The sequence below is a fragment of the Neorhizobium galegae genome (genome assembly GCF_017877055.1).
GTDB lineage: Bacteria > Pseudomonadota > Alphaproteobacteria > Rhizobiales > Rhizobiaceae > Neorhizobium > Neorhizobium galegae_D.
In genome coordinates, this window is record NZ_JAGIPG010000001.1 from 427,735 (window position 1) to 454,050 (window position 26,316).

25 protein-coding genes are annotated in these 26,316 nt (G+C 63.0%); 20 read left to right on the forward strand and 5 right to left on the reverse strand.

Going from position 1 to position 26,316, the window contains the following annotated elements; translation table 11 throughout:
• The first annotated feature begins 27 nt into the window (after nucleotides 1-27).
• From cysT to J2857_RS01780, 3 genes are read left to right on the forward strand one after another with little or no spacing between them, the layout of a single operon-like run.
• On the forward strand, nucleotides 28-849 hold the full coding sequence (cysT, locus tag J2857_RS01770; protein WP_210008268.1) for a sulfate ABC transporter permease subunit CysT: 822 nt from the start codon (nucleotides 28-30) through the stop codon (nucleotides 847-849).
• 2 nt (nucleotides 850-851) lie between these two features.
• Nucleotides 852-1,739 carry a sulfate ABC transporter permease subunit CysW gene (cysW, locus tag J2857_RS01775; RefSeq protein WP_210008269.1) on the forward strand — a complete coding sequence of 296 codons (888 nt, stop codon included), beginning with the start codon at nucleotides 852-854 and terminating at the stop codon, nucleotides 1,737-1,739.
• Nucleotides 1,736-2,755, forward strand: coding sequence for a sulfate/molybdate ABC transporter ATP-binding protein (locus J2857_RS01780; protein WP_210008270.1), 1,020 nt, complete (start codon nucleotides 1,736-1,738; stop codon nucleotides 2,753-2,755). The genes cysW and J2857_RS01780 overlap by 4 nt, the downstream gene beginning before the upstream one ends.
• Here the strand turns inward: J2857_RS01780 and J2857_RS01785 are convergent.
• The 3 genes from J2857_RS01785 to J2857_RS01795 all read right to left on the reverse strand — a co-directional run bounded on the left by J2857_RS01785 (nucleotide 2,752) and on the right by J2857_RS01795 (nucleotide 6,161).
• Nucleotides 2,752-3,858: a DNA alkylation repair protein gene (locus tag J2857_RS01785; RefSeq protein WP_210008271.1), complete on the reverse strand. Its 1,107-nt coding sequence runs from the start codon at nucleotides 3,856-3,858 to the stop codon at nucleotides 2,752-2,754. The two genes, J2857_RS01780 and J2857_RS01785, sit on opposite strands and share 4 nt — an antisense overlap.
• 127 nt (nucleotides 3,859-3,985) lie before the next feature.
• Nucleotides 3,986-5,422, reverse strand: coding sequence for an NAD-dependent succinate-semialdehyde dehydrogenase (locus tag J2857_RS01790; RefSeq protein WP_210009991.1), 1,437 nt, complete (start codon nucleotides 5,420-5,422; stop codon nucleotides 3,986-3,988).
• Between the two features lie 157 nt (nucleotides 5,423-5,579).
• Entirely contained in the window at nucleotides 5,580-6,161 is a 582-nt protein-coding gene (locus J2857_RS01795) for a cupin domain-containing protein (protein WP_210008272.1), read from the reverse strand.
• Between the two features lie 218 nt (nucleotides 6,162-6,379).
• Here J2857_RS01795 and J2857_RS01800 point away from each other — a divergent pair, with 218 nt between their 5' ends.
• Together J2857_RS01800 and J2857_RS01805 are read left to right on the forward strand one after the other, a co-directional pair.
• Complete coding sequence (locus tag J2857_RS01800) at nucleotides 6,380-6,853, forward strand: VOC family protein (protein ID WP_046628929.1); 474 nt, start codon at nucleotides 6,380-6,382, stop codon at nucleotides 6,851-6,853.
• Nucleotides 6,854-6,864: 11 nt separating this feature from the next.
• Entirely contained in the window at nucleotides 6,865-7,359 is a 495-nt protein-coding gene (locus J2857_RS01805; RefSeq protein WP_210008273.1) for an SRPBCC family protein, read from the forward strand.
• 94 nt (nucleotides 7,360-7,453) lie between these two features.
• Here J2857_RS01805 and J2857_RS01810 read toward each other — a convergent pair whose 3' ends face one another.
• Nucleotides 7,454-8,629, reverse strand: a complete 1,176-nt coding sequence (locus tag J2857_RS01810; RefSeq protein ID WP_210008274.1) for an acyl-CoA dehydrogenase — start codon at nucleotides 8,627-8,629, stop codon at nucleotides 7,454-7,456.
• A gap of 114 nt (nucleotides 8,630-8,743) precedes the next feature.
• On the opposite strand from J2857_RS01810, the gene J2857_RS01815 reads away from it, so the two are divergent.
• Entirely contained in the window at nucleotides 8,744-9,667 is a 924-nt protein-coding gene (locus J2857_RS01815; RefSeq protein WP_210008275.1) for a LysR family transcriptional regulator, read from the forward strand.
• A gap of 201 nt (nucleotides 9,668-9,868) precedes the next feature.
• Here J2857_RS01815 and J2857_RS01820 read toward each other — a convergent pair whose 3' ends face one another.
• Nucleotides 9,869-11,296 carry an amidase gene (locus J2857_RS01820; protein ID WP_210008276.1) on the reverse strand — a complete coding sequence of 476 codons (1,428 nt, stop codon included), beginning with the start codon at nucleotides 11,294-11,296 and terminating at the stop codon, nucleotides 9,869-9,871.
• Between the two features lie 154 nt (nucleotides 11,297-11,450).
• On the opposite strand from J2857_RS01820, the gene J2857_RS01825 reads away from it, so the two are divergent.
• From J2857_RS01825 to J2857_RS01890, 14 genes are all read left to right on the forward strand, one after another.
• The gene (locus J2857_RS01825) at nucleotides 11,451-12,548 is read left to right on the forward strand and encodes a LacI family DNA-binding transcriptional regulator (RefSeq protein ID WP_245362986.1); all 1,098 of its coding nucleotides are present in this window, start codon (nucleotides 11,451-11,453) and stop codon (nucleotides 12,546-12,548) included.
• Nucleotides 12,545-13,579, forward strand: a complete 1,035-nt coding sequence (locus tag J2857_RS01830; protein WP_210008277.1) for an ABC transporter substrate-binding protein — start codon at nucleotides 12,545-12,547, stop codon at nucleotides 13,577-13,579. Before J2857_RS01825 ends, J2857_RS01830 begins: the two co-directional genes overlap by 4 nt.
• A 165-nt stretch (nucleotides 13,580-13,744) precedes the next feature.
• On the forward strand, nucleotides 13,745-14,587 hold the full coding sequence (locus tag J2857_RS01835) for an ABC transporter permease (RefSeq protein ID WP_210008278.1): 843 nt from the start codon (nucleotides 13,745-13,747) through the stop codon (nucleotides 14,585-14,587).
• Complete coding sequence (locus J2857_RS01840) at nucleotides 14,584-15,366, forward strand: ABC transporter permease (RefSeq protein WP_210008279.1); 783 nt, start codon at nucleotides 14,584-14,586, stop codon at nucleotides 15,364-15,366. Before J2857_RS01835 ends, J2857_RS01840 begins: the two co-directional genes overlap by 4 nt.
• Complete coding sequence (locus tag J2857_RS01845) at nucleotides 15,359-16,396, forward strand: ABC transporter ATP-binding protein (RefSeq protein ID WP_210008280.1); 1,038 nt, start codon at nucleotides 15,359-15,361, stop codon at nucleotides 16,394-16,396. Before J2857_RS01840 ends, J2857_RS01845 begins: the two co-directional genes overlap by 8 nt.
• An 11-nt stretch (nucleotides 16,397-16,407) precedes the next feature.
• Nucleotides 16,408-17,331, forward strand: a complete 924-nt coding sequence (locus J2857_RS01850) for a nucleoside hydrolase (RefSeq protein WP_210008281.1) — start codon at nucleotides 16,408-16,410, stop codon at nucleotides 17,329-17,331.
• Nucleotides 17,328-19,115 (forward strand): adenine deaminase, encoded by a 1,788-nt coding sequence (locus tag J2857_RS01855; protein ID WP_348635647.1) that lies wholly within the window; start codon nucleotides 17,328-17,330, stop codon nucleotides 19,113-19,115. Before J2857_RS01850 ends, J2857_RS01855 begins: the two co-directional genes overlap by 4 nt.
• A 9-nt stretch (nucleotides 19,116-19,124) precedes the next feature.
• Complete coding sequence (locus J2857_RS01860; RefSeq protein WP_210008282.1) at nucleotides 19,125-19,802, forward strand: phosphoribosyltransferase; 678 nt, start codon at nucleotides 19,125-19,127, stop codon at nucleotides 19,800-19,802.
• A 91-nt stretch (nucleotides 19,803-19,893) separates the two neighbouring features.
• Nucleotides 19,894-20,943: a dipeptidase gene (locus J2857_RS01865; protein ID WP_210008283.1), complete on the forward strand. Its 1,050-nt coding sequence runs from the start codon at nucleotides 19,894-19,896 to the stop codon at nucleotides 20,941-20,943.
• A 45-nt stretch (nucleotides 20,944-20,988) separates the two neighbouring features.
• The gene (locus tag J2857_RS01870) at nucleotides 20,989-22,632 is read left to right on the forward strand and encodes an ABC transporter substrate-binding protein (protein ID WP_210008284.1); all 1,644 of its coding nucleotides are present in this window, start codon (nucleotides 20,989-20,991) and stop codon (nucleotides 22,630-22,632) included.
• Nucleotides 22,633-22,712: 80 nt separating this feature from the next.
• Nucleotides 22,713-23,717, forward strand: coding sequence for an ABC transporter permease (locus J2857_RS01875; RefSeq protein WP_373426824.1), 1,005 nt, complete (start codon nucleotides 22,713-22,715; stop codon nucleotides 23,715-23,717).
• Nucleotides 23,714-24,658, forward strand: coding sequence for an ABC transporter permease (locus J2857_RS01880; protein WP_210008286.1), 945 nt, complete (start codon nucleotides 23,714-23,716; stop codon nucleotides 24,656-24,658). Before J2857_RS01875 ends, J2857_RS01880 begins: the two co-directional genes overlap by 4 nt.
• Nucleotides 24,659-24,660: 2 nt before the next feature.
• Nucleotides 24,661-25,500, forward strand: a complete 840-nt coding sequence (locus J2857_RS01885) for an ABC transporter ATP-binding protein (protein WP_210009994.1) — start codon at nucleotides 24,661-24,663, stop codon at nucleotides 25,498-25,500.
• Nucleotides 25,497-26,246 (forward strand): ABC transporter ATP-binding protein, encoded by a 750-nt coding sequence (locus J2857_RS01890; protein WP_210008287.1) that lies wholly within the window; start codon nucleotides 25,497-25,499, stop codon nucleotides 26,244-26,246. The genes J2857_RS01885 and J2857_RS01890 overlap by 4 nt, the downstream gene beginning before the upstream one ends.
• Nucleotides 26,247-26,316 lie beyond the last annotated feature (70 nt).

A 26,316-nucleotide genomic window follows, 5' to 3' on the forward strand; every position in this document is an offset into this window, starting at 1 on the left:
TTTGCCGTGCAAAGAGGATACGATCGCTTGAGACGCAATGTCCTGCCCGGGTTACGCCTGTCGCTGGGGGTGACGCTGTTTTATGTCGGGCTGATCGTGGTCCTGCCGCTGGCAGCTCTGGTCTTCAAGGCCTCGAGCCTCGGCCCGGAGGACTATTGGCGGATCGTCTCGTCGTCCCGGGCGCTCGCGAGCTACCGCGTCACCGTGCTTTCGGCGCTCGGCGCCACCATCTTCAACCTGTTCTTCGGTCTGGCGCTCGCCTGGGTGCTGACGCGCTATCGGTTCCCGGGCTGGCGGATCGTCGACGCCATGGTCGATCTGCCCTTCGCGTTGCCCACGGCGGTGGCCGGCATTGCCCTGACGGCGCTTTTCACCACCAACGGCTGGTTCGGTTCCATCCTCGCCGACCTCGGCATCAAGGTCGCCTATACGCCGCTCGGCATCATGATCGCGATGTGCTTCACCTCGCTGCCGTTCATCGTGCGTACCGTGCAGCCGGTGCTGGAAGATCTCGATCCGGCGCTGGAAGAGGCGGCGCAGTCGCTCGGCGGCTCGGACTGGCAGATTTTTCGCAAGGTCATCCTGCCGCTTTTGACGCCGGCGCTGCTTGCCGGCGTGTCGTTGTCCTTCGCCCGCTCGCTCGGTGAGTTCGGTGCGATCATCTTCATCGCCGGCAACCAGCCGATGTCGACGGAGATCACCGCACTTCTCGTCTTCATCCGGCTGGAGGAATACGACTACCAGGCCGCCGCAGCCATCGCCTCGGTGCTGCTGATTGCGGCTTTCGTCATGCTCGCGCTCACCAACTGGATGCAGTCGCGGGCGCTTCGCTACACGGTGAAGGGGTGACCATGGGCGCGACCCGTACAGGCAGAAAGCCGCCGCGCGTCGGCGACCAGCCGCTCTTCCGCCGGATGCTGATCGGCATCGTTCTGGTGATCGTCGCCCTGCTGATCGTCGCGCCGCTGGTGGTCATCGGGGTCGAGGCCTTTTCGAAGGGATGGGTTGTCTATCGCGACACGATCATCCATCCCGATACGCTGCATGCGATCGGGCTCACGGTGTTTGCGGCGATCGTCGCCGTGCCGGTCAACACCGCTTTCGGTGTCGCAGCCGCCTGGTCGATCACCAAGTTCGATTTCTGGGGCAGGCGTTTCCTGCTGGTCGTCATCGAGATCCCGTTTTCGGTCTCGCCGATCGTCGCGGGCGTCGCCTATCTCTTCGTCTACGGCCTGCAGGGCGTCTTCGGTCCGATGCTGGACGAATACGGGATCAAAATCCTGTTTGCGATCCCCGGGATCATCCTCGCCTCGATGTTCGTCACTGCCCCCTTCGTCGCCCGCGAACTGATCCCGCTGATGCAGGCGCAGGGCCGCGATCTTGAGGAAGCTGCCACCTCGCTTGGCGCGTCCGGCTGGCGAACCTTCTTCTCGGTCACACTGCCGAACGTCAAATGGGCGCTGCTTTATGGCGTCGTGCTCTGCAACGCCCGCGTCATGGGCGAGTTCGGGGCGGTCTCGGTCGTCTCGGGCAATATCCGTGGTCAGACCAATACGCTGCCGCTGCATATCGAGCTGCTCTATCACGACTACCAGGCGGCCGGCGCCTTTGCCGCGGCCTCCATCCTGGCGCTCATCGCCGTCTTCACCATCATCGCCAAGGTGGCGCTCGAGCGCCAGGGAGCCGGTCGCGTCCGTCGCCCGGCTCTGGTCACCAGTCCCGCGGAGAAAGCCCAATGAAAATCCGCCTCGAGAACGTCGTCAAAACCTTCGAGACCTTTCGCGCCGTGCGCGATGTCTCGCTCACGATCGAAAGCGGCGAGCTCGTCGCGCTGCTAGGCCCTTCCGGTTCCGGCAAGACAACCATCCTGCGCATGGTCGCCGGCCTCGAATATGCCGATGGCGGCCACATCTATTTCGGCGACCAGGATGCCACCGACATTCCGGTGCGCGACCGCGGCGTCGGTTTCGTCTTCCAGCATTACGCGCTGTTTCCGCATATGACGGTGGCTGAAAACATCGCCTTCGGCATGAAGGTCTCGAAGGTAAAGCGCGAGAAGGCGGCGATCGAGGCGCGCGTCGTGGAGCTGCTGAGATTGGTGCGCCTTGAAGGTCTCGGCGACCGGTTCCCGGCGCAGATTTCCGGCGGCCAGCGGCAGCGCGTGGCGCTGGCCCGGGCGCTGTCGGTCGATCCCAAGGTGCTGCTGCTCGACGAGCCATTTGGCGCGCTCGATGCCAATGTGCGCCATGACCTGCGCCGCTGGCTGCGCGAAATCCACCGCGAGCTCGGCATCACCACGATCTTCGTCACCCACGACCAGGAAGAGGCGCTGGATCTCGCGGACCGCGTCGTCATCCTGAAAGACGGCCATATCATCCAGCAGGGCACGGCGGAAGAAGTCTGCCGCAACCCGCAATCCGCCTTCGTGATGAAGTTCCTGGGCGACGCCAACGTGCTTGCCGCGGAAGTGCGCGACGGCAAGGCTTACGCGAGCGGTGCTGCGATCGACGTTTCCGGCATGGCGGACGGCAAGGCCGAACTTTATGCGCGCCCGGCCGATCTCGACTGGTCCGCGCAGGGGCCGGGCATCCCGGCCAGCATCACCCGCGTTCTCGACCGTCCGGACGGCCGGCGGGTGCTGGCGACCACGGAGACCGGCGATCAGCTGGAATTCGACGTCGAGCCGGAGCGGCCGGTCAAGGCGGGCGAGGGTGGTTTCGTGACGCTGCGGCGGGCAAAGGTGTTCGCGCTCTAAGCCGTCAGCTCAAACGCGCTATCCGCCAGCACCTCGCCGTTGACCATCAGCTCGACGGGATGCCGGCCGGCGTAGTGGATCCGGGTGGTAAAGTCGCGGATGGCGCGGCTGATCGTGAGTTCGCAGCTCTCGCCGGCACCAAGCGTGATCTCCTTCCACTTGAAGACCTTCTTCGACGTGCCGCCAGCCTTCTTCACGTAGTGGACCGCATAGTCGATGACGAGCTTCTGCGGCGCAGACGCGGTCGATACGAGCCTGGCCGATATCCTCACCGCGCCCCCGAGTTTCAACGACGAGGGTGTCACCGCGAAACTCTCGATCTTCACCTCTGCCTTGTGACCGGCGCCGAAGACGTGGAGCGCCCGGGCGTCGCCCTTCTTGATCAGCGTGCGCAGCGCCTGCTTGATGATCCAGGCCGTGCGCGGGTCATCCTTCGGCCAGTCGGCGATCCTGTCGAACACCCAGGCGGGGTGGTCCTTGGTAATGTCGTTCAGATGGTTGGCCACCGACTTGCGCACGTAAAGGCTCGGGTCGCTTCTCAGGTTTTCGAGAATCGGCGCGACAGGCGAGGGGTCGGCAATCAGGTCTTTCAGCTGGAACGACCAGGGCAGGCGTGGCCGGCAGCCTTCGCTCGACAGCCGGCGCACATGTTCGTTGTCGTCCCGCGACCAGCGTTCCATCACCTTCAGCGTCCGGGCAAGGTCCTTCAACAGGAAATGCCGAATGGCGAATTCCGATGAGCCGAAGCGGGTGAAGAAGGCCAGGGCATCCATCGACAGGTCGAAATGGTCCTGGCCGTGGAGCGCCACATATTCCGGCAGGACCATGGAGGCGAAACCATGGTTGATGCGCGGCGCTAAGGCCCGGAGGATTTCGAGATTGGTCGCAAAACCGCCGGGCAGAACGTCGTGAAAGACGACCGCGATCTGCCGCAACCGCTGCATGATGCTGAGATCGTCGAGGCCAATGGAGGCGAGCGTCAGGAAATGTGCGCCGTCGAAATCCGGATGCACCGCGACCGTCTCGCGGGCGAAATGCTCCAGGCGGTCGCGGTTGAAGATTTCCTTCAGGAGCGGTGCTGCTTCGGTCTCAGTCTCGGCCATGGGCTTGTCCGGGCGTTCACTGTTTGTTTTGGTATTCGACTCGAATGGAACCGGCAAGGGCAAAAGAAAACGCCGGCCGATGCGTCAGCACCGACCGGCGTCGAGAACTCGGTTCGAAACCCTCAGATCAGCTCATCTGGCTGACGAAGCGGGTTTCGAGATAGGCTTCGGTGGCTTCCGAGCCGCCTTCCGTGCCGTAGCCGCTGTCCTTGATGCCGCCGAAGGGGACTTCCGGCAGGGCGAGACCGTTGTGGTTGATGGTCAGCATGCCGGCTTCCACCTGGCGGCTGAGCGCATGGGCGGTCTTGACCGAGCCGGTGAACGCGTAGGAGGCGAGGCCGAAGGGCAGGCGGTTGGCTTCCGCGATGGCATCGTCATAGTGCGAGAAGCGGTTGATGATGGCGACCGGGCCGAAAGGCTCGTCGTTCATGATCTTGGCCGAGGTCGGCACTTCGGAAAGTACCGTCGGCTCGAAGAAGTGGCCCTTGTTGCCGATGCGGTGGCCGCCGGTCTTCAACTCGCCGCCATGGGTGATGGCGTCCTGGATCAGCGCTTCCATGGCGGGGATGCGGCGCTCGTTGGCGAGCGGGCCCATGCCGACGCCGTCTTCCAGGCCGTTGCCGACCTTGATCGCCTGGGCCGCCTTGACGAAGCCGGCGGTGAACCTGTCGGCGATGCCGTCCTGAACGAGGAAGCGGGTCGGGGCGACGCAGACCTGGCCGGCGTTGCGGAATTTCGACATGGCGGTGACTTCGATCGCCTTTTCGAGATCGGCATCGTCGAAGATCATCACCGGCGCATGGCCGCCGAGCTCCATCGTGGCGCGCTTCATATGCTTGCCGGCAAGGGCCGCCAGATGTTTGCCGATCGGGGTCGAGCCGGTGAACGAGATCTTGCGGATGACCGGATGCGGGATCAGGTATTCGGAAATCTCGGCCGGAATGCCGTAGACGAGGTTGATGACGCCTGCAGGAACGCCGGCATCGACAAAGGCGCGGATCAGTTCGGCCGGCGATGCCGGGGTTTCCTCAGGCGCCTTGACGATGATCGAGCAACCGGTGGCAACGGCTGCGGAGAGCTTGCGGACCACCTGGTTGAGCGGGAAATTCCAGGGCGTAAACGCGGCGACCGGGCCGACCGGCACCTTGATCGCGAGTTGCGAAACGCCGGTGAAGCGGGCCGGGATGACCTGCCCATAGGTGCGGCGGGCTTCCTCGGCGAACCAGTCGATCGTATCGGCAGCGCCCATGACTTCCATCTTCGACTGGGCGAGCGGCTTGCCCTGTTCGCGGGTCATGTAATAGGCGATCTGGTCGACGCGCTGGCGCAGCAGGTCGGCGGCCTTGCGCATCACTTTCGAGCGGTCGAAGGGGGAGGTGTCGCGCCAGATCCTGAAACCCTTTTCGGCAGCTTCCAGCGCCAAGTCCAGGTCCGCCTTGCGGGCATGGGCAATTTTCCCGATCACTTCTTCCGTCGCGGGATCGGAAACATCGATGGTTTCGCCGCCGATGGCATCGCGCCATTCGCCGTTGATGAAAAGCTTGACGTCGGGATAGCTGTGCATGGTGTCCACTTTCATTTCAAGGCTGGATACGCCGTTTTCAAGGCGTTGGGAGAGGGTGCGGGAATATCGGGTTCTGACCTAAAATAATTGACAGCAACAATCAACGTTCATTGGCAATGTCCAAAAGGTGCTGAATGAAATCCGGGCTCTGCCCACCTTAAAGATAGGGTGGCGTGCAGGCACTTACCACCTCGCAGCGCTCGGTTCCGACATTGCGATATCGGTGCGGCTGGCGGCTGTCGAAGAGGAAGGCGTCGCCCCTCTTGAGGATACGCGTCTGGCCGCCGACGGTCAGTTCCAATTCGCCGGCGACGACCACGCCGCCTTCCTCGGCCTCGTGCTGCAGCATGGTTTCGCCGGTATCGGCGCCGGGCTCGTAGAACTCGTGAAAGATCTGGACATCGTGGGATTTGGCGTCGCCGACCTGCAGCAGCGTCAAGGCGCCGGTCGAAAGCGGCGTGAGTTCATCGGCGCGGTAGAACACCTGGTCGACCGGCGGCAGCGTCAGCGCGAAGAAGTCGGTCAGCGGATAGTTGATTGCTTCGAGGATCTTCTTCAGCGAGGCTACGGAAGGGCTTACCTTGTTCTTCTCGATCAATGAGACGAGGGAATGGGTGACGCCCGCCTTGACCGCCAGCGCCCGCTGCGACAGCCCGTGCTGCTTGCGCACCAGGCAAAGACGCTCGCCGACATTGAAACCGCCACCGGCCTCTTCCGCCGCATTCTCCATGGCGTGCATTCTTCAAAACGACCTTTGCTCATTTTCTCGCCGCCCGATCGCGGCGGCGCATCACTGATACACCGAAGGCGCAAATTTCTCCAATGACGAAAAACGGCGTGGTTGGTGAAGGGACCTGAGTTTTTTCGGCTGGATGTCGGATTACCGAAAGTACGTGCGTCTTTAAGATATGGTCGTCGCCGACGACCGGGCAACCAGGATAAAAAGGGAGAAATGCAATGGCGAAGAACACGATCTGCCTATGGTTCGACAAGGATGCCGAGGAGGCTGCCCGCTTCTATGCCGAGACTTTTCCGGACAGCAAGGTCGGCGCCGCAATGCGCGCGCCGGCGGATTACCCGGACGGCAAGCAGGGAGATGTGCTCGTGGTGGAATTTACCGTTGCCGGCGTGGCATGCATCGGCCTGAACGGCGGCCCGATCTTCAAGCACAACGAAGCCTTTTCCTTCCAGATCTCGACCGAAGACCAGGAAGAGACCGATCGGTATTGGAACGCGATTGTCGGTAACGGCGGCCAGGAAAGCGAATGCGGCTGGTGCAAGGATAGATGGGGTATTTCCTGGCAGATCACGCCGCGCGTGCTCACGGAGGCCCTTGCTGTCGGCGGCGCCGAGGCGAAGCGCGCCTTTGATGCGATGATGAAGATGCAGAAGATCGACGTCGCGGCGATCGAGGCTGCCCGGCGGGGTTAGGGAGAAAATCGATGGACAAGAAAGCGAGTGACGGCCGCACGGCGGTCGAACGGAGATCCGAGCGCGAACTCGTCGTGACGCGCAGCTTCAACGCTCCGGTTCGCCTCGTGTTCGATGCATGGACCAAGCCCGAATTGTTCAAGCTGTGGTGGGCGCCCAAGTCCAGCGGCGTCCCGCTTCTCGCCTGCGAGATGGATGCCCGCGCCGGGGGAGGCTATAGTGTCACGTTCGGACAGGACGCCGCAAACTCCATGACCTTCTTCGGAAAATATCTCGAAGTGTCGCCGCCCTCGCGCCTCGTCTGGACCAATGACGAAAGCGAAAACGGCTCCGTCACCACGGTCAGCTTCGAGGAGGAGGACGGCGGTAAGACGCTGCTGGTCCTGCATGAACTTTATCCTTCCAGGGAAGCCGCCGACGAATCCTGCGCCGGCATGGAAGGTGCGATGCCCGAACAGTTGGGGCAGTTGGATGAGCTTCTCGTCACTCTTGGCGCGCGCGCGTGAGCCCGCGACCGCCATTCGGCTGAAACGCCGAGATATAAAAGCCCGGCGCGCTGGAAGCGGCCGGGCTGATTTGTCGAAGCGGTAAAGTTTCCGCTCAGAAGAACGCCTGGATGCCGGTCTGCGCGCGGCCGAGGATCAGTGCGTGGACGTCGTGCGTGCCTTCGTAGGTGTTGACCGTTTCCAGGTTCTGCGAGTGGCGCATGACGTGATACTCGATCTGGATGCCGTTGCCGCCGTGCATGTCGCGGGCAGCCCGAGCGATATCCAGCGCCTTGCCGCAATTGTTGCGCTTGACGATCGAGATCATTTCCGGGGCCATCTTGTGCTGGTCCATCAGCTGGCCGACGCGCAGCGAAGCCTGCAGGCCGAGGGTGATTTCGGTCTGCATATCGGCCAGCTTCTTCTGGTAGAGCTGCATGCCGGCGAGCGGCTTGCCGAACTGCTTGCGGTCGAGGCCATACTGGCGGGCGCGGAACCAGCAGTCTTCGGCGGCACCCATGACGCCCCAGGAAATGCCGTAGCGAGCGCGGTTGAGGCAGCCGAAGGGACCCTTGAGACCTGAGACGTTCGGCAGGATGGCATCCTCGCCGACTTCAACGCTGTCCATGACGATCTCGCCGGTGATCGAGGCGCGCAGCGAAAGCTTGCCGCCGATCTTCGGGGCCGACAGGCCCTTCATGCCCTTTTCGAGCACGAAGCCGCGGATCTCGTTGTTATGGGCTTCCGACTTCGCCCAGACGACGAAGACGTCGGCGATCGGGGCATTGGAGATCCACATCTTCGAACCGCGCAGGCGATAACCGCCCTCGATCTTTTCGGCGCGGGTCTTCATGCCACCCGGATCTGAGCCGGCATCCGGCTCGGTCAGGCCGAAACAGCCGATCAGTTCGCCGGAGACGAGGCCGGGCAGATATTTCTTCTTCTGCTCGTCGGAGCCGTAGGCGAAGATCGGGTAGATGACCAGCGACGATTGGACGCTCATCATCGAGCGGTAACCGCTGTCGATACGTTCGATCTCGCGGGCGACGAGGCCGTAGGCGACGTAGGAGGCGTTGGCAGCACCATATTCCTCCGGCAGGGTCACGCCGAGCAGGCCGGTCTGGCCCATCAGCTTGAACAGGCCCTTGTCGGTCGTCTCGTCGAGATAGGCCTCATTGATGCGCGGCATCAGTTCGGACTTGGCGAAGGCGGCCGCCGCATCGCGGATCATCCGCTCCTCTTCGGTCAACTGGTCTTCGAGAAGAAAGGGATCGTTCCAGGAAAAAGCCACGGGTCTCGCCTCCGGTTTGAAATCGGGCAATTTGAAGTTTGAAGAATTATCGCCACCCTGCGCCCGAGAGCAAGCACCGTTTACTCATCAGGCCATGATCTATAGTAATAGGGCATGGTGAGCCTCTCGCGAAAACTGCTACCCTCCACGTCCGCGCTCGCGGCCTTCGATTCCGTCGCCCGGCTCGGCAGCTTCTCGGGGGCCGCCGAAGAGCTGTCGCTGACTCAAGGGGCAATCAGCCGGCAGGTTTCGGGGCTGGAGGAGCAGCTTGGTATCCAGCTTTTCGACCGTACCAGCCGCGGGGTCAGCCTCACTTCGGCGGGGGCGGAATACGCCAAGGTGGTGGCGAGCGCACTGTCGCAGATCCGCTCCGCCTCGTTGCAGGTCATGACCAAACGGCATAGCGATCAGCTGAACCTCGCGATCCTGCCGACCTTCGGCACCCGCTGGCTGATGCCGCGCATCCCGCAATTCGTCGCTCGGCACCCGGAGATCACGCTGAATTTCGCCACCCGCATCGGGGTCTTCGATTTCGATCGCGACGGCATCGACATGGCGATCCATATCGGCCAACCTGACTGGCCGGGGGCGGAATGCACCTTCCTGATGGAGGAGATGGTGGCTCCGGTCTGCTCGCCGGCATTCCTTGCAAGCCATCCGATCAAAAAAGGCGAGGATCTGTTGCGCCTGCCGCTGCTGCACATGGCCTCGCGGCCGGGCGCCTGGAATCACTGGTTCGAAAGCCTGGGCGTCACCGGCACGCCGTCGCAGGGCATGCGGTTCGAGCAGTTCGGCAGCGTCGCGCAGGCCTGTATCGCGGGCTTGGGCGTGGCGCTGATGCCGCTCTTCCTGATCGACTCGGAACTGGCGACCGGCCAGATCGTCGAGGCTTTTCCGCATCAGGTGACGAGCCCCAGCGCCTATTATGCGGTTGCGCCGATCAGCAAGGCGGACTTTCGGCCGGTGGTCGCTTTTCGAGCATGGCTTCTGGAGGAAGTTGGCCGGTATCGCGAGGATGTGGACGTCGTCGGGTGGTAGCCTTGCCGCGGGTTTACCTCTCCCCTTGGGGGAGAGGTTACAAAATCATGATCTTAGCGCAACCAAGTCATAGATTTTGTTGGTGAGGGGGCCTTCTTGAGCGGAGAAATCCCCTCACTTGCGATTTTTAACACTCAGCTGAAGCTAAGGTGTTGAAATCACTTTCTCTCCCGCAAGGGAGAAATAAAGGCACCGCCTGGTCTAAAGCCTCGGCCGCCGATCCAGCCAATCCGTCTCCGCCTCATAAGCCAGCGCAATCTCCAGCACTGCCTTGTCGGCACGGGGCCGGCCGATGATCTGGATGCCGTTCGGCAGGCCGTTGTCGCCGAAACCCGCGGGCATGGCGGCGACCGGCAGGCCGGCCATCGAGGCCGGTATCACGACTTCCATCCAGCGGTGATAGGTATCCATTGTTCGTCCGGCGATCTCCTTCGGCCAATGGGTGTCGGCCTCGAAGGGAAAGACCTGGGCGGAGGGCAGGATCAGGTAGTCGTAACGGTCGAATACCGTCAGCAGATACTGATACCAGGCGCTGCGGCGCTTCGAGGCGAAATGGACCTCGCGGGCGCTCATGTCGAGGCCGCGCTCGATTTCCCAGATGATCTCGGGCTTCATCCTAGCGCGCTTGGCCGGGTCGTCATAGTTGTCCCGCATACTGCTCGCGGTGAGCCAGCTCCGAAGCGTCGTCCAGGAGCGCCAGACATCCGCCATGTCGAATTCCGGCATCATCTCATCGACCTTGCAGCCGATCTTCTCGAAGACCGGCAATGTCGAGCGGCAGAGTTCCAGCACGCCGGGCTCGAAGGGCAGGTAACCGCCGAGATCGCCGAGCCAAGCGATGCGGGCGCCTGAGAAATCGCGGCTTTCCTGCGGTGTCAGGTCCTCGGTCGGAAGAGACAGTGGGTCGCGCGGATCGTAGCCCGCCTGTGTGGCGAGCAGGGCGGCGGTATCGCGCACCGTACGGCCCATCGGGCCGAGCACCGAAAGCTGGCCTAGGAAGCTCTCGGGCTTCAGCGAAGAAGGAACGCGGCCGAAACTCGGGCGGAAGCCGACGACGTTGTTGAAGGCGGCCGGGTTACGCAGGGAACCCATCTGATCGCCGCCATCGGCGACCGGCAGGAGGTGGGCGGAAAGTGCGGCGGCCGCGCCGCCGCTCGATCCGCCGACGGTCTTTGTCAGGTCGTAGGGGTTCCTCGTAACCCCATGCACCGGGTTGTAGCTCTGCGAGCCGAGCCCCTGTTCCGGCGTATTGGTCTTGCCGATGATGATCGCACCGGCTGCCCGGATGCGTTCGACCATCACCTCGTCCTTCTCAGGCACGAAATCGGCGAAGATCGGCGAGCCGTAGGTGCAGCGGATGCCCTTTACCTCGCAGAGATCCTTGATGGCGATCGGCATTCCATGCATCCAGCCGCGCGATCTGCCAGAGGCAAGCTCGGCGTCGCATCCAGCCGCCTCGGCGAGGAGCTCGTCGCGGCCGCGCAGGCTGACGATCGCGTTGATTGCCGGATTGAGCCGGTCGATCCGGTCGAGATAGGCCGTCACCACGGCGGCGCAGGACACCCGGCCGTCATGAATCGCCTCCGAAAGTGCGGTTGCCGAAAGCCCGGTGATCTCGTCGTTATTCATCACTCTTCCCTCATGAATACCCAAGGATTTCCACTGGTCGCCGGGGAAGAGTCAAGGCAGGATGTGGGGATATTGGTCGGTCGGCAATTACAAACGACTCGACAAAGCCTTTTGATCAAAGTATTCGTGCTTAAACGTTTAATCAGAGACTGCCATGGCATTGCCCCGTCCCGGCTCCAATATGAGCGCAATCGCCGCCGCCCTCGGCGTGTCGGCGGCGACCGTGTCGAATGCGCTTTCCGGCAAGGGACGTGTGTCGCCGGAGCTTATCGAGAAGGTGCGGGCCAAGGCGAGCGAACTCGGTTACGTGCCGAGCCTCACCGCCCGGGCGCTGCGCACCGGCCGCGCCGGCGTGCTCGGCCTCGTGCTGCCGGATATCGCCAATCCGCTCTTTCCGCAGATCGCCCAGGCGATTGAGAATGCGGCCTCGAATGCCGGTTACGGCGTTCTGATCGCCGACTCCCGCGGCGACATCGCCAAGCAGACCGAGGCGATCGGCCGGCTTCTGGAACGCGGTGTCGATGGCATGGTCATCGTGCCCCGCCGCGGCACACGGATCGCCGACATAGGCTGCCCCGTCGCCGTCATCGATACGCCCTCCACCCCCGGCAACACGGTTTCTGCCGATCACTGGGAGGGGGGCGCCCAGATGGGCCGTCATCTCGCAGCACTTGGCCATCGCAAGGTGCTGCTGATCGGTACCAGCGCCTTCTCGAACGTACAGAACGACCGTATCGGCGGACTGAAGGCGGGTCTCGGGCCGGATGCCGAATGCGATACGATGTGGATCGAGAAGGTCGAGGCGGTTTCGGGCGAAGGCTGCCCGCTTGGCCTTGCAGACAAGGCGGCGGCTGGTTTTACGGCTTTTGCGGCGGTTTCCGATCTTTCGGCGCTTCGGGCGCTGACGGAGTTGCAGCGCGCCGGCATCGGCGTGCCGGAAATGGTCAGCGTCACCGGTTTCGACGACCTCATCTGGTCCCCGGTGGTCACGCCTGCGCTCACCACCGTGCGCATGGACATGGCAACGATCGCCGACCTGGCGATTGCAGCGCTCATCCGCGCAATCGAGCCCGAGGGAGAGGCCGAGAACGGTGCCGAGGAGATTTCAGCCGGCAACGTTACCTCCGAGACCGACCGGGTCCCGATGCAGCTCATCGTGCGCCAATCAACGGGTGCTCCGCACGCCGGTGGCGCACCGAATTTACATGCCAGAACCCCCAACAAACCGACAGCAGGAGAAGTCACATCATGAACAAGGTCATTCTTGCGTCGGGCGCCGCCCTGATGCTCACCATGGGTGCCGCGCAAACCCCGGCGCTCGCCCAGGAAAAGACGCTGACGATTTCCGTCTATGCGCTTGCTCAGGACGAATACAAGCAGATCGTCTACGAACCCTTCCAGAAGATCTGCGGGTGCAAGCTGGTGGTCGAGACCGGCAACAGCGTCGAGCGCCTTGCCAAGATGGAAGCCAACAAGGCCAATCCGGTGGTCGACATGGCGGTCGTCTCGATGGCCGATGCGCTGGCCGCCTCGCGCGCCGGCCTGATCGACAAGATCGATACGTCGAAGCTCTCCAGCTTCGGCAAGCTTTATGATGTCGCCAAGGACCCGAACAAGGACGGCATGAGCGTCGGCTACACGTTCTACGCCACCTCGATCGCCTATCGTTCGGACAAGATGAAGATCGACAGCTGGGCCGATCTGCTGAAGCCGGAATATGCAAGCCATGTCGCATGGCCGAATGTCACCACCAACCAGGGCCCGCCGGCGCTCTATATGCTGGGCCTAGCGCTTGCCAAGGACACGGCTGACCTGAAGGCACCGATCGAGGCGGTCGGCGCCAAGAAGGCCGAGATCGTTACCTTCTACGAGAAGTCCTCGCAGCTCGTGCAACTGATGCAGCAGGAAGAAATCTGGGCAGCGCCGATCGGCCGTTTCACCTGGGCTCCCTTCACCAAGCTCGCCTTCCCGATCGCCTGGGCCACCCCGAAGGAAGGCCAGACGGGCGGCATGAACGTCATGATCCTCACCAAGGGTGCCAAGAACCAGGAGCTCGCGCTGCAGTTCATGGATTTCTGGCTATCGACCGAAGTCCAGACCAAGCTCGCCGAAAAGCTGATCGACAGCCCGGCCAACAAGGACGTCAAGCTGCCCGAGGCGATCGCCAACAACCTCACCTATGGCGAGGAAACGGCAAAGAGCCTGAAGCTGATCCCGTCCGCCGTGGCGCTCGACAACCGCGCCGGCTGGATCAAGACCTGGAACGAGAAGGTAGGCCAGTAAGGGCTGAGGTTCCCGCCCATGCCCGTATCCTCGGGCTTGACCCGAGGATCCACTCTTTCTTGCATAGTCCCTTCCGCATTCGGCCCCTTGGGGCTTGGGCCTGGATCCTCGGGTCAAGCCCCAGGATGACGGCGGAGGGGAGGGTTACTTTGGAGAAGACCACCGATGTTTCAAAACAGGGCTGAAGCGCTGGCACTTGCGCTGCCGGCCGCGATCTTCGCGGCGACGGTGTTTCTCGTGCCGGTGGTGATCCTGCTATCGGACGGATTTCGGGCGCCCGCCGGCGGCTGGACGATTTCCGCCTATACGGATTTCTTCTCCAATCCGCTGAACCAGGCCGTCTTCTTGCGCACGCTCAGGCTCGGGGCGCTGGTCACGATCGCTTCGGCGGTGATCGGTTATGCGGCGGCGTTCGCGATCGTCAGCCTTGAGCCCGGCGCCAAGGGCAAGGTGACCGGCCTCGTCGTGCTGCCGCTGATGATCTCGCCGGTCGCCCGCACCTATGCGTGGATCGTCATCCTCGGCCGTACCGGCATCGTCAACCAGGCTTTCCAGGCGCTCGGCATCACCGAGGCGCCGCTGCGCATCCTGTTTTCCGAAACGGCTATTTTCATCGGCCTGCTGCAGCTTTTCCTGCCGCTGATGATCATCTCGCTGATCTCGGCGCTCGAAAACATGCCGAAGGACGCCATTCCTGCGGCGCGGGTGCTCGGCGCCAACTGGTTCCAGGTGTTCTGGAAGGTCGTGCTACCGCTTACCAAGGAAGGCCTCGTCATCGGGGGAACGCTGGTCTTCACCGGTTCGCTCACCGCCTACATCACGCCCGCCATCCTTGGCGGCTCCAAGGTGCTGATGCTCGAAACGCTGCTCTACCAGCAGGTTGCGGTCTCCAACAATTTCGTCGCGGCGAGCGTCATCGCCTTCATCCTGATCGTCATGAGCTTTGCCGCCAACATCCTCCTCAAACGCGTCGCCACGGCGCGCAACAAGCAGAGGAGCCCGCAATGACCGCGCGCAGCCTCTTCATTCCGATCACGCTGCTGCTGGTGATCGCCTTCCTGATTGGTCCGTTCCTGATCATCGTCGCGGCCTCCTTCTCGGCCGGAGAGACGCTTGCCTTCCCGCCGCAGGGCTTTTCGCTGCGCTGGATCGCCAAGGTCTTCACGGTGGAAAGTTTCCGCGCCTCGTTCGGCATGTCGCTGTTCCTGGCGATCGGCGGCACGGCGGCGGCGCTTGTCCTCGGCATCCCGGCCTCCTACGCCCTGTCGCGCTACAAGCTGCCGGGGGCCGAGATCGTCCGTACCGTCGTCTCGGCGCCGATCATCGTGCCGGGCATCATCGTCGGCCTGGCGCTCTTGCGTTATATCGTCGTGCCCTTCCAGGTTGGTATCACCCTGGCGCTGTTCCTCGCCCATACGGCATTGGTCCTGCCCTACGCGGTACGCGTCGTCTCCGCCAGCCTCGACAATCTGCGCTCCGATATCGAGGAAGCTGCAGTGTTGCTTGGCTCGTCACGGCTCGGCGCCTTTTTCCGGGTGGTGATGCCGAATATCCGCGGCGGCATCATGTCGGCCTTCATTCTCGGCTTCGTCACCAGCTTCAACCAGGTGCCGGTGTCGCTCTTCCTCTCGGGACCGGGCGTGCGCACCCTGCCGGTCGACATGATCGCCTATATGGAAATCGTCTTCGATCCGTCCGTCGCAGCGCTCTCCTCGCTGCTCGCCTTCCTCTCCATCGGCATCGTTTTTATTGCCGAACGTTTCCTAGGGTTCTCCCGCTATGTCTGATGCGTCCTATCTCTCGCTTGAAAAGCTGACGCTCGCCTATGGCGATTCCGTCGCCGTGGCGAACCTCGATCTTAACATCCGCAAGGGCGAGCTGATCGCGCTGCTCGGCCCGTCGGGCTGCGGCAAGACGACGACGATGCGCGCCATTGCAGGCCTGCTGCCGGTCAAAAGCGGCCATGTCCGCCTCGACGGTGCCGACATCACCCGCGTGCCGGCCAATAAACGCGCCGTCGGCCTGATGTTCCAGTCCTATGCGCTCTTCCCGCATCTCTCCGTCTACGAGAACGTCGGCTTCGGGCTGAAGCTCAAGGGCATGCGCGGCACCGAACTCGATACCAAGGTCAAGTCCGGCCTCAAGTCCGTCGGCCTTTCCGACTTCGCCAACCGCAAGCCGGCCGAGCTTTCCGGCGGCCAGCAGCAGCGCGTCGCGCTTGCCCGGTCGATGGTCATGGAACCGAAGGTGCTGCTGCTCGACGAGCCGCTCTCCAACCTCGATGCCCGGCTGCGTCTCGAAATGCGCACCGAACTGCAGCGCGTCCAGAAGGAGACCGGCGTGACGATGATCTTCGTTACCCACGACCAGGCCGAAGCTTTGGCGCTCGCCGACCGCATTGTGGTCATGAAGAGCGGTAAGATAGAGCAGATCGGTTCGCCGGAAGACATCTACAACCGCCCGACATCGTCCTTCGTCGCGGACTTCGTCGGGTTCGAGAACATTTTCCCGCTCGAAAACGGAAAGATGAAGACCAGCGCAGGTCTCATCGATCTCTCGGGCCATCTTTCCAGCGGGGCCCCTTCAGCGGCGGGTCTTGCCTGGCGGCCGCGTATGGTGACCCTGGGGACAGGTCCTTTCCAGGGCACCGTGCGCGGTACATCCTTTGCCGGCGATAGCCGAGAATATCTGCTCGATAGCGCGTTTGGTCCGATCAAGGCCGAGGTGGAGGCGAGCCGACCGACGCATGCGCTGGGTGATGCCCTTGTCTTCGACCTGCCGGCCGAAAAGGCCGCGCCGCTCTCCCGATTCGTGTAGGATCAGCTGACATGGGTATCTGGATCGACACGGACATGGGTTTCGACGACATCGCCGCGATCATGGTCGCAGCGCATGCGGGGCTTGGCATCGACGGTGTTTCGCTGGTCTATGGAAATGCGCCTATCGAGCATGTCCGCCGAAATGCGGCCGGCGCAGCGTCGGCTTTCGTCTGGCCCTTTCCGATCCATGCGGGACGCGCCGCACCGGTGCTGGCCAAAATGGAAACCGCGACCGGCATTCTAGGCCAGACTGGCATCCCGACCGCGGGCCGGGCCTTGCCTGAAGCGCCGGATGCGTTTCATACCGATGCCTTCGAAGCGCTCTGTTCCTGGTTAGAAAAGGGCGAGGGTGAGCGCCGGATCATGGCGCTCGGGCCGCTCACCAATATCGCAGCCGTCGTGCTTGCCCGGCCGGATCTTGCGGCCAGGATCACCGATCTCACCTGGATGGGCGGCGGTGTCACCAACGGCAACCACACGGCATCCGCCGAGTTCAACGCCTTTGCCGATCCGGAAGCGCTGGCGATCGCGCTTGCTCACAAGATCCCGTTCCGGATGGTCGATCTCGATCTCTGTCGCAAGGTGCTCTGCGCGCCGGAAGATGTCGCGCCGATCCGGGCGGCGGGCGGGCGCAATGCTGAACTGGTCGCCGATCTTCTCGCCGGTTTCGTCGCCATCGCCACCAGCCGCGGTCGTCCGGCCATGGCGCTCTACGATGCGGTCGCAGCCGTCGCCTTCGTCTTTCCCGAACACGTGACCTGGCGCGAGGCGCGCCTCGACGTCGAGCTTTCCGGAACGCTGACGCGGGGCCGCACTGTCGTCGAGACGCGCACAGGCCGGGGCGAATTCAATGCGGCCTATGGCGTCGAGATCGACGTGGAGAAGGCGAGAGCCGTCATTCTTGAAACACTGCGGTCAGAGGCAAGCTGGTGAAGAATATCATCTCGAGCGTACAGGAATTTACCGAGCCGGGTCTGCGTGACCGTGCCGTCACCGCGGCGCGCGGCGATGCGCCGTTCGACATCCTGATATCGGGCGGCACGCTGGTCGATATGGTGACGGGTGAGCTGCGCTTAGCCGATATCGGCCTCGTTGGGCCGGTAATCGCCAGCGTCCACGAGACCGGTTCCCGTTCGGATGCCGCCGACATCGTCGACGCGACGGGGGCGTTCATTTCGCCCGGCCTCATCGACACGCATATGCATATCGAAAGCTCGATGGTGACGCCTGCGACCTATGCCGGCGCCGTGTTGCCGCGCGGGGTGACGACCATCGTCTGGGACCCGCACGAGTTCGGCAATGTGCACGGAACCGAAGGCGTCGCCTGGGCGCTGGAGGCGGTAAAGCCGCTGCCGTTGCGCGCCGTGGTTCTGGCGCCATCCTGCGTGCCGTCCGCACCGGGTCTCGAAATGGCCGGGGCCGATTTCGACGCGGCGACGATCGAAGAAATGCTGTTCTGGCCGAAGATCGGCGGGCTTGCGGAAGTGATGAACATGCGCGGCGTCATCGACCGCGATCCGCGCATGAGCGGCATCGTGCAGGCGGCGCTGGTATCGGAAAAGCTGGTCTGCGGCCACGCCCGCAGTCTCGTCGGGCCGGATCTTGCCGCCTTCATGGCGTCGGGCATTACCTCCGACCACGAACTCGTCTCCGCCGCCGATCTGATGGCCAAGCTGCGGGCGGGGCTGACCATCGAGATGCGCGGATCCCACGATCATCTGCTGCCGGAATTCGTCGAGGCGCTCAACGCGCTCGGCCGTCTGCCGCAGACGGTGACGCTCTGCACCGACGACGTCTTTCCGGATGATCTCGTAGAGGGCGGTGGCCTCGACGACGTGGTGCGCCGGCTGGTGCGCTACGGCATGAAACCGGAATGGGCGCTGCAGGCGGCGACGCTGAACGCGTCGGTCCGCATCGGCCGGCCCGACCTCGGACTGATCGCCGCCGGTCGCCGGGCCGATATCGTGCTTTTCGAGGACCTCACGGATTTTCGCGCCCGCCATGTGTTCGCCAGCGGCACGCTGATTGCGCGTGACGGCGTCATGACGGTCGAACTTCATACGACCGATCCTTGCGTCTTGCAGGATTCGGTCAAGCTCAAGCCGCTTCAGGCAGAAGATTTCATGCTGCCTGCCGGGGGCAGCAAAGTCAGGCTCGCGACGATCGATCGTCCGCGTTTCACGAACTGGGGGCAGACGGATGCGGATGTCGTCGATGGTTACGTGGTACCCCCGGAGGGCGCGACGTTGATCGCCGTAACCCACCGCCACGGCCGTGCCGACAGCCGCACCCGTCTTGGGTTCTTGACCGGCTGGGGCACGTGGAAGGGCGCATTCGCCACCACGCTCGCCCATGACAGCCATAACCTCACCGTCTTCGGGTCCGACCCGGCCGACATGGCCGCCGCCGCCAATGCGGTGATCGAAGCCGGCGGCGGCATGGCGGTTGCGACCGGCGGCAAGATCGACGTGCTGTTGCCGCTGCCGCTTTCCGGCCTTGTCTCCGAAGCGCCGATGGCAGAGGTTGCTGAGGGCTTCCGAGACATCCGCGCCGTCATGGACCGTATTGTCGACTGGCAGCCGCCCTATCTCGTGTTCAAGGCCTGTTTCGGCGCGACGCTTGCCTGCAATCCCGGGCCTCACCAGACCGATCGCGGCATTGCCGACGTAGGCAAAGGCACGGTATTGGAATCGCCGATCCTCGAAGTGCTCGAATAGGAAAAGCGCATGCAGCCGCATGATTTCTGGCAGGATGTTCATCCGGCGGGTTCGTTCGAGCGGGCGGGGCCGTTTTCCGGCTTCTTTCCCGCTACGCTCGATGACGGCAGCCAGATCAGGCTGCCGATCCGGCCGCTGGCCGACGGCGAACATGCGCTGGCGTCGCTGATCATCAACCAGGCGAGTTTCGACGTTCAGGACGCGCTTGCCGCCGATCTGGCGCCGAAGATCGCCGCCTTTCGCCCGGAAGTGATCATCGGCCTGCCGACGCTCGGCCTGACGCTCGCCGCTGCCGTTGCCCGGTCGCTCGGCTACGCCCGTTACGTCCCGCTCGGGACCTCGCGAAAATTCTGGTACGACGAGAGCCTCTCGGTGCCACTTTCTTCGATCACCACGCCGGAGCAGCAGAAGCGGCTTTATGTCGATCCGCGCATGCTGCCTCTCATCCAGGGCAAGCGCGTCGCGCTGGTCGACGACGTGATCTCCAGCGGCACCTCGATCGTCTCCGGGCTTACGCTGATGGCCTCGCTCGGCATCGAGCCGGTCGTGATCGGCGCCGCCATGCTGCAATCGGAGCGCTGGCACGACAAGCTCGATGCGTTCGGCCCGCAATGGCGTCCACGAGTCGCGGGCGTTTTCCGGACGCCGATGCTGAAGAAGGCGGGCGAGGGGAACTGGACGGCCTGATGCTTTTCCAGCTTGCGAAAGAGGAGGGGCTGGCTAGGATCGGCGCATTGCTCACCTTGGAACTTTCACAAGACAATCGGGAATAGACTTCATGGAACTGGTGTTCGACGGCCATAACGACGTGCTCCTGCGGCTCTGGCGGAACATGAAGGCTGGCGGCGATCCGATCGCGGAATTTGTAAACGGCACGCCGAACGGCCATATCGACGGGCCGCGTGCCAAGGCCGGCGGGCTCGCCGGTGGCCTCTGCGCCATCTATATCCCGTCGGGCGAACTGGTTCTGAAAGAGCCCGATCAGAACGGCCATTACGTCACGCCGCTGTCCGTCCCGCTCGATCATCTTCCGTCGCTGACGACCGCGCTCGAAATGGCATCGATCGCGCTGCGACTCGACCGCGCCGGCGCCTGGCGGCTCTGCCGTTCGACCGCCGACATCCGCAGGGCGATGGACGACGGTATCTTCGCCGCCGTCATGCACATGGAAGGCTGCGAGGCGATCGATCCCGATCTCGACAATCTCGAAGTCTTCCATGCTGCCGGCTTGCGCTCCCTTGGGCCCGTCTGGAGCCGCCACAACATCTTTGGCCACGGCGTGCCCTTCGCCTATCCGATGTCGCCCGACACCGGCCCCGGCCTGACCGGCCATGGTTTCGAGCTGGTCAAGGCCTGCAACACGCTCGGCATCCTGATCGATCTCGCCCACATTACGGAAAAGGGTTTCTGGGATGTGGCGAAGACCTCCGACCAGCCGCTGATCGCCAGCCATTCGAATGCGCATGCGTTGACGCCGGTCGCCCGCAACCTCACCGACCGCCAGCTTGACGCTGTCAAGGAGAGCGACGGCCTCGTCGGTCTCAACTATGCCGTGACCATGCTGCGCCCCGACGGCCGCGACAATGTCGCCACGCCGCTTTCGGACATGGTGCGCCATATCGACCACATGGTGCAACGCATGGGCATCGATCACGTAGCGCTCGGATCGGACTTCGACGGCGCCTCGATTCCTGAAGAAATACATGATGCTGCGGGCAATCAAAATCTGGTTGCGGTGCTCAAGCGAGCGGGCTACGCTGACGCAGAGCTAAAAAAGCTATGCCGGGAAAACTGGCTCAGAGTTTTGGGGAAGGCCTGGCACGAATAGGCTTCTTTTCCAAAGGTCGAACGAACAAAAAACAGGGGAACTTACATGATCCATTCGCTCAACAAGAGCCTTCGAGTGCTATCCACCAGCGCGGCACTTGGGCTGTTGCTGTCGGCAGCACCGCAGGCCTTTGCCGCGACGCCGGCCGATACGCTCGTCGAAGGCTTTGCGATCGACGACATCATCACGATTGATCCGGGCGAAGCGTTCGAATTGTCGACCGCCGAAATCACGGCCAATTGCTACAGCAAGCTCGTCATGCTGGACCCTGCCGATACATCCAAGGTGATCGGCGACCTGGCCGACAGCTGGACCACATCCGGCGATGGCCTCACCTACACGTTCAAGCTGAAATTCGGCCTGAAATTCGCGTCCGGCAACCCGATCACCGCCGCCGACGTTGCCTATTCCTTCGAGCGCGCGGTCAAGCTCGACAAGTCGCCGGCCTTCCTGCTCACCCAGTTCGGCCTGACGGGCGACAATGTCGCAGACAAGGCCAAGGCCACCGACGACACGACCTTCGTATTCACCGTGGACAAGCCCTATGCACCGAGCTTCGTGCTGAACGTGCTGACCGCCACGGTCGCTTCCGTCGTCGACAAGAAGGTCGTGACGGAACATGCCAAGAAGGTAACGCCGACTGCCGACTATAAATACGACACAGATTTCGGCAATGAATGGATGAAGACCGGCTATGCCGGCTCTGGCCCGTACAAGACGATGGCCTGGCGCGCAAACGAAGCCGTCATCATGGAGGTCAACCCCAACTACTACGGCGAAAAGCCGAAGCTGAAGCGGGTTATCTACCGTCACATGAAGGAAAGCTCGGGCCAGCGGCTGGCGCTTGAAAACGGCGATATCGACGTTGCCCGCAACCTGGAGCCGGGCGATCTCGATGCGGTTCAGAAGAAGAACGGCATCCGGCTCACGTCGGCACCCAAGGGCACGGTCTATTATTTCAGCCTCAACCAGAAGAACAAGAACCTGGCCAAGCCGGAAGTGATTGAAGCCTTCAAGTATCTTGTCGACTACGAGGCGATCGGTGCGACGCTGATCAAGGGCATCGGCGAGATCCACCAGACTTTCCTTCCCAAGGGCCAGCTCGGCGCGCTCAACGAAAATCCCTACAAGCTGGACGTGGCCAAGGCCAAGGAGTTGCTGGCAAAGGCAGGTTTCAAGGACGGCTTTACCGTGAGCATGGATGTGCGCAACAATCAGCCGGTGACCGGCATCGCCGAAAGCGTGCAGCAGACGCTGGCGCAAGCCGGCATCAAGCTCGAGATCATCCCCGGCGACGGCAAGCAGACGCTGACCAAATTCCGCGCCCGTACGCATGACATCTATATCGGCCAGTGGGGCTCGGATTATTTCGACCCGAACTCGAACGCCGAGACCTTCACGATCAACCCCGACAATTCGGACGGGGGCAAGACCAAGACGCTTGCCTGGCGCAATGCCTGGGAAGTTCCGAAGGATCTCTCGGACGCCGCCAAGGGCGCGCTGGTCGAAAAGGATGCCGGAAAGCGCGCCGCCATCTATGAAGACCTGCAGCGGAAGGTTCTGGCGCAGAGCCCGTTCGTCCTCATCTTTCAGCAGACGGAAGTGGCCGGCTATTCGCCCAAGCTCAAGAACTTCAAGCTTGGCCCGAGCTTCGATACGAACTTCGTCTATACGGTGTCGAAGGAATAGCCTGAAAGGCCGCTTCCTTGACCTTGATCGATACGACAGCGGCGACACGGCGCAGACGGCGCCGTGCATCGTCTTCCACAATGGCAGCGCTGCGGTTCATCGTGACCGCGGCCACCACATTCCTCGGCCTGCTTGCCGTCACCTTCTTTATCGGCCGCGTCGTGCCGATCGATCCGGCGCTCGCTATCGTGGGCGACCGGGCGCCGGCGCATGTCGTAGAGAGGGTGCGCGAAGAGCTGGGCCTCAACCTGCCGCTCTACCAGCAGTTCTGGATCTATCTCAAGCAGGCCGTGACGGGTGATTTCGGTACGTCCGTGCTGACGACCAATCCTGTCATGGCCGATATAGCCCGGGTGTTCCCGGCGACGATCGAGCTTGCCACGATTGGCACGATCATCGGGGCGCTCATCGGCGTGCCGCTCGGGGTGCTGGCGGCGGTCAAGCGGGGAAGCATCGCCGACCAGATCGTTCGCGTGATCGGCCTGATCGGTTATTCCGTGCCGATCTTCTGGCTGGGCCTTCTGTCACTGGTGCTCTTTTATGCGCGCCTCAACTGGGTTGCCTATCCGGGCCGCATCGACATCGTCTACGAATACACGTTCACGCCGAATACCGGCTTCTACCTTCTGGATGCCATCTGGCAGGGGCAATGGGACGTGGCCTGGGACTTGTTCCGTCACATCATCCTGCCAGGATCGCTGCTCGGTTATTTCTCGCTTGCCTATATCAGCCGCATGACACGCTCCTTCATGCTGAACGAACTGGCGCAGGAATATGTGGTAGCGGGGCGGGCCAAAGGCCTGTCGGAGACGCGGATCATCTGGTTCCACGCATTGCGCAATGCGGCAGTGCCGCTGGTGACGGTCATCGCACTGTCCTATGCGGGTCTGCTCGAGGGGTCGGTGCTGACGGAAACCATCTTCTCCTGGCCAGGGCTCGGCCTCTACATCACCAACTCGCTGCAGAATGCCGACATGAACGCCGTGCTCGGCGGCACGATCGCCATTGGCGTCGTTTTCGTCAGCATCAATCTCTTCTCCGATCTTCTATATCGGACGCTTGATCCCAGGACACGAAACCGATGAGCCGGCCCTCAATAGCCCTGGGCGAGACCCCGAAGCCCTATAGCCGCGAGTGGCTGCTGTCCGACCGGCCCGCTTCGCGCCGCCAGGCCCGACTTGGCCGCGCCTATGTGATCTGGCGCCGGTTCGCGGAGAACCGGCTTGCCCTCCTCGGCCTCGTCATCCTCATCCTCCTGCTCTTCGTCGCGGCCTTCGCCGATGTGCTGGCACCCCATAACCCGGTGCAGGGAGACTTGCGTAACGCACGCCTGTTGCCCCCCGGCACGGCGGGTTATCTGCTCGGCACCGACGACCAGGGCCGGGACATTCTCTCGCGCCTGATCCATGGCTCGCGGCTGACGCTGCTCGTCGTGGTGTTGGTGGCGATCATTGCCGCGCCGATCGGTCTGATCGTCGGCACGGTCTCCGGCTATGCCGGCGGCTGGATCGATGCGGTGCTGATGCGGATCACCGATATTTTCCTCGCCTTTCCGAAGCTGGTGCTGGCGCTGGCGCTGGTTGCTGCCCTCGGTCCCGGCATCGAGAATGCGATCCTCGCGATTGCCGTCACCTCCTGGCCGCCCTATGCGCGCATCGCCCGCGCCGAGACGATGACCTTCCGCAATTCGGAATTCATCTCGGCGGTGAAGCTGATGGGGGCGTCTCCCTTCCGTATCGTGCTGCGCCACGTCATGCCGCTCTGTCTCTCGTCGCTGATCGTGCGTGTCACGCTCGACATGGCCGGCATCATCCTCACCGCCGCAGGCCTCGGTTTCCTCGGCCTCGGCGCCCAGCCACCGCTTCCCGAATGGGGCGCGATGATCGCGTCCGGCCGCCGCTTCATCCTCGATCAATGGTGGGTCGCCGCCATGCCGGGTTTTGCGATCCTGATCGTCAGCCTCGGTTTCAACCTACTCGGCGACGGATTGCGCGACGCGCTCGATCCGAAGGAGGCGGGGCAATGACGATGCCAGCCAAGCCGCTTCTGACGGTGGAAGATCTGCGCGTCACCTTTCCGACCCGTACCGGCGACGTGCAGGCCGTGCGCGGCGTCTCCTTCGCGCTTGGCCGCGAGCGGCTCGGCATCGTCGGCGAATCCGGTTCCGGCAAGTCGCAGACCGGCCGCGCGATCATGGGCCTGACCCCCGGACATGCGAAGATCACGGCCCGCAAGCTTGCCTTCGGCGACCGGGACCTGCTCACCATGCCGGCCCGCGAGCGGCGGCATTTGCGCGGCAAGCAGGTGGCGATGATCCTGCAGGATCCGAAATATTCGCTGAACCCGGTGATGACCATCGGCCGGCAGATCGTCGAGACGTTGAAAACGCATGAGCGGATCTCGACTTCGGCGGCCAAGGCCCGGGCGCTGGCCATGCTGGAAGCCGTCCAGATCAGCGATCCCGAGCGGGTCTTTTCGCTCTATCCGCACGAGGTTTCCGGCGGCATGGGCCAACGGGCGATGATCGCCATGATGCTGGTCTGCGGCCCGGAACTCTTGATCGCCGACGAACCGACCTCGGCGCTCGACGTCACCGTGCAGCTCGAAGTGCTGGATATTCTCGACAAGCTGGTGGCCGATCGCGGCATGGGGCTGATCTTCATCTCCCACGATCTCAGGCTCGTCTCCTCCTTCTGCGACCGCGTCATCGTCATGTATGCCGGCCGGATCGTCGAGGAACTGCCGGCCGCCAACCTGGCCGATGCGCAGCATCCCTATACGCGCGGGTTGCTCAACTGTCTGCCGACCATCGGTTCGGACCGGCATCCGCTGCCCGTGCTCGACCGCAAGCCGGAGTGGGCGCTATGACCTCGGCTCTCTCCATCCGCGACATGGTCGTCACCTATGACGAATTTGCAGCACTCGACCATGTCAGCTTCGATATCGGTACCGGCGAATCCTTCGGCATCGTCGGGGAATCCGGCTCCGGCAAATCGACGCTGCTGCGCGCGGTCTCGGGTCTTGTCTCCTTCGAGCAGGGCACGCTCAGTGTCAACGGTCGCCCCTATTCCGGCCGCAAGCGCGACAAGGAGTTCTACCGCACCGTACAGATGGTGTTTCAGGACCCCTATGGCTCGCTACATCCGCGCCAGACGGTCGATCGGCTGTTGCTGGAACCGCTCGTCATCCACGGTTTCACCGATATCGAGACGCGCATCAACCGTGCGCTCGACGAGGTAGGGCTCGGGACCGGCTTCCGGTTCCGATATTCGCACCAGCTCTCCGGCGGCCAGCGACAGCGTATCGCGATCGCCCGAGCGCTGATCGTGGAGCCGAAGATCCTGCTGCTCGACGAGCCGACCTCGGCGCTGGATGCCTCGATCCAGGCGGAAATCCTGAACCTGCTCGAACAGGCGCGCCGTGACCGCAACCTCACTTTCGTGATGGTCAGCCACGATCTCGGCGTCATCAGCCACATGTGCGAACGGCTGGCCGTGATGAAAACCGGCAAGGTGGTCGAGACGGTGCCGCGGAAAGCGCTGGAAAACCGCGAGTTTTCCGCCGAATATACGCGCCAACTGCTCGTCGCCAGCGAAGGTTTTCGCCGCGGCTGACGGGTGTCTCGATTTATCAATGTCACTATCCCGAAACCGGTCCCCGCTTTCGGGCGACATGTTTCAGCCG

What these genes read in the sequence shown, in the direction of transcription:
- cysW (WP_210008269.1), top strand. Translation starts at nt 852, where the DNA reads ATGGGCGCGACCCGTACAGGCAGAAAGCCGCCGCGCGTCGGCGACCAG.
- J2857_RS01780 (WP_210008270.1), top strand. Translation starts at nt 1,736, where the DNA reads ATGAAAATCCGCCTCGAGAACGTCGTCAAAACCTTCGAGACCTTTCGC.
- J2857_RS01785 (WP_210008271.1), bottom strand. Translation starts at nt 3,858, where the DNA reads ATGGCCGAGACTGAGACCGAAGCAGCACCGCTCCTGAAGGAAATCTTC.
- J2857_RS01790 (WP_210009991.1), bottom strand. Translation starts at nt 5,422, where the DNA reads ATGCACAGCTATCCCGACGTCAAGCTTTTCATCAACGGCGAATGGCGC.
- J2857_RS01795 (WP_210008272.1), bottom strand. Translation starts at nt 6,161, where the DNA reads ATGCACGCCATGGAGAATGCGGCGGAAGAGGCCGGTGGCGGTTTCAAT.
- J2857_RS01800 (WP_046628929.1), top strand. Translation starts at nt 6,380, where the DNA reads ATGGCGAAGAACACGATCTGCCTATGGTTCGACAAGGATGCCGAGGAG.
- J2857_RS01805 (WP_210008273.1), top strand. Translation starts at nt 6,865, where the DNA reads ATGGACAAGAAAGCGAGTGACGGCCGCACGGCGGTCGAACGGAGATCC.
- J2857_RS01815 (WP_210008275.1), top strand. Translation starts at nt 8,744, where the DNA reads ATGGTGAGCCTCTCGCGAAAACTGCTACCCTCCACGTCCGCGCTCGCG.
- J2857_RS01820 (WP_210008276.1), bottom strand. Translation starts at nt 11,296, where the DNA reads ATGAATAACGACGAGATCACCGGGCTTTCGGCAACCGCACTTTCGGAG.
- J2857_RS01825 (WP_245362986.1), top strand. Translation starts at nt 11,451, where the DNA reads ATGGCATTGCCCCGTCCCGGCTCCAATATGAGCGCAATCGCCGCCGCC.
- J2857_RS01830 (WP_210008277.1), top strand. Translation starts at nt 12,545, where the DNA reads ATGAACAAGGTCATTCTTGCGTCGGGCGCCGCCCTGATGCTCACCATG.
- J2857_RS01835 (WP_210008278.1), top strand. Translation starts at nt 13,745, where the DNA reads ATGTTTCAAAACAGGGCTGAAGCGCTGGCACTTGCGCTGCCGGCCGCG.
- J2857_RS01840 (WP_210008279.1), top strand. Translation starts at nt 14,584, where the DNA reads ATGACCGCGCGCAGCCTCTTCATTCCGATCACGCTGCTGCTGGTGATC.
- J2857_RS01845 (WP_210008280.1), top strand. Translation starts at nt 15,359, where the DNA reads ATGTCTGATGCGTCCTATCTCTCGCTTGAAAAGCTGACGCTCGCCTAT.
- J2857_RS01850 (WP_210008281.1), top strand. Translation starts at nt 16,408, where the DNA reads ATGGGTATCTGGATCGACACGGACATGGGTTTCGACGACATCGCCGCG.
- J2857_RS01860 (WP_210008282.1), top strand. Translation starts at nt 19,125, where the DNA reads ATGCAGCCGCATGATTTCTGGCAGGATGTTCATCCGGCGGGTTCGTTC.
- J2857_RS01865 (WP_210008283.1), top strand. Translation starts at nt 19,894, where the DNA reads ATGGAACTGGTGTTCGACGGCCATAACGACGTGCTCCTGCGGCTCTGG.
- J2857_RS01870 (WP_210008284.1), top strand. Translation starts at nt 20,989, where the DNA reads ATGATCCATTCGCTCAACAAGAGCCTTCGAGTGCTATCCACCAGCGCG.
- J2857_RS01875 (WP_373426824.1), top strand. Translation starts at nt 22,713, where the DNA reads ATGGCAGCGCTGCGGTTCATCGTGACCGCGGCCACCACATTCCTCGGC.
- J2857_RS01880 (WP_210008286.1), top strand. Translation starts at nt 23,714, where the DNA reads ATGAGCCGGCCCTCAATAGCCCTGGGCGAGACCCCGAAGCCCTATAGC.
- J2857_RS01885 (WP_210009994.1), top strand. Translation starts at nt 24,661, where the DNA reads ATGCCAGCCAAGCCGCTTCTGACGGTGGAAGATCTGCGCGTCACCTTT.
- J2857_RS01890 (WP_210008287.1), top strand. Translation starts at nt 25,497, where the DNA reads ATGACCTCGGCTCTCTCCATCCGCGACATGGTCGTCACCTATGACGAA.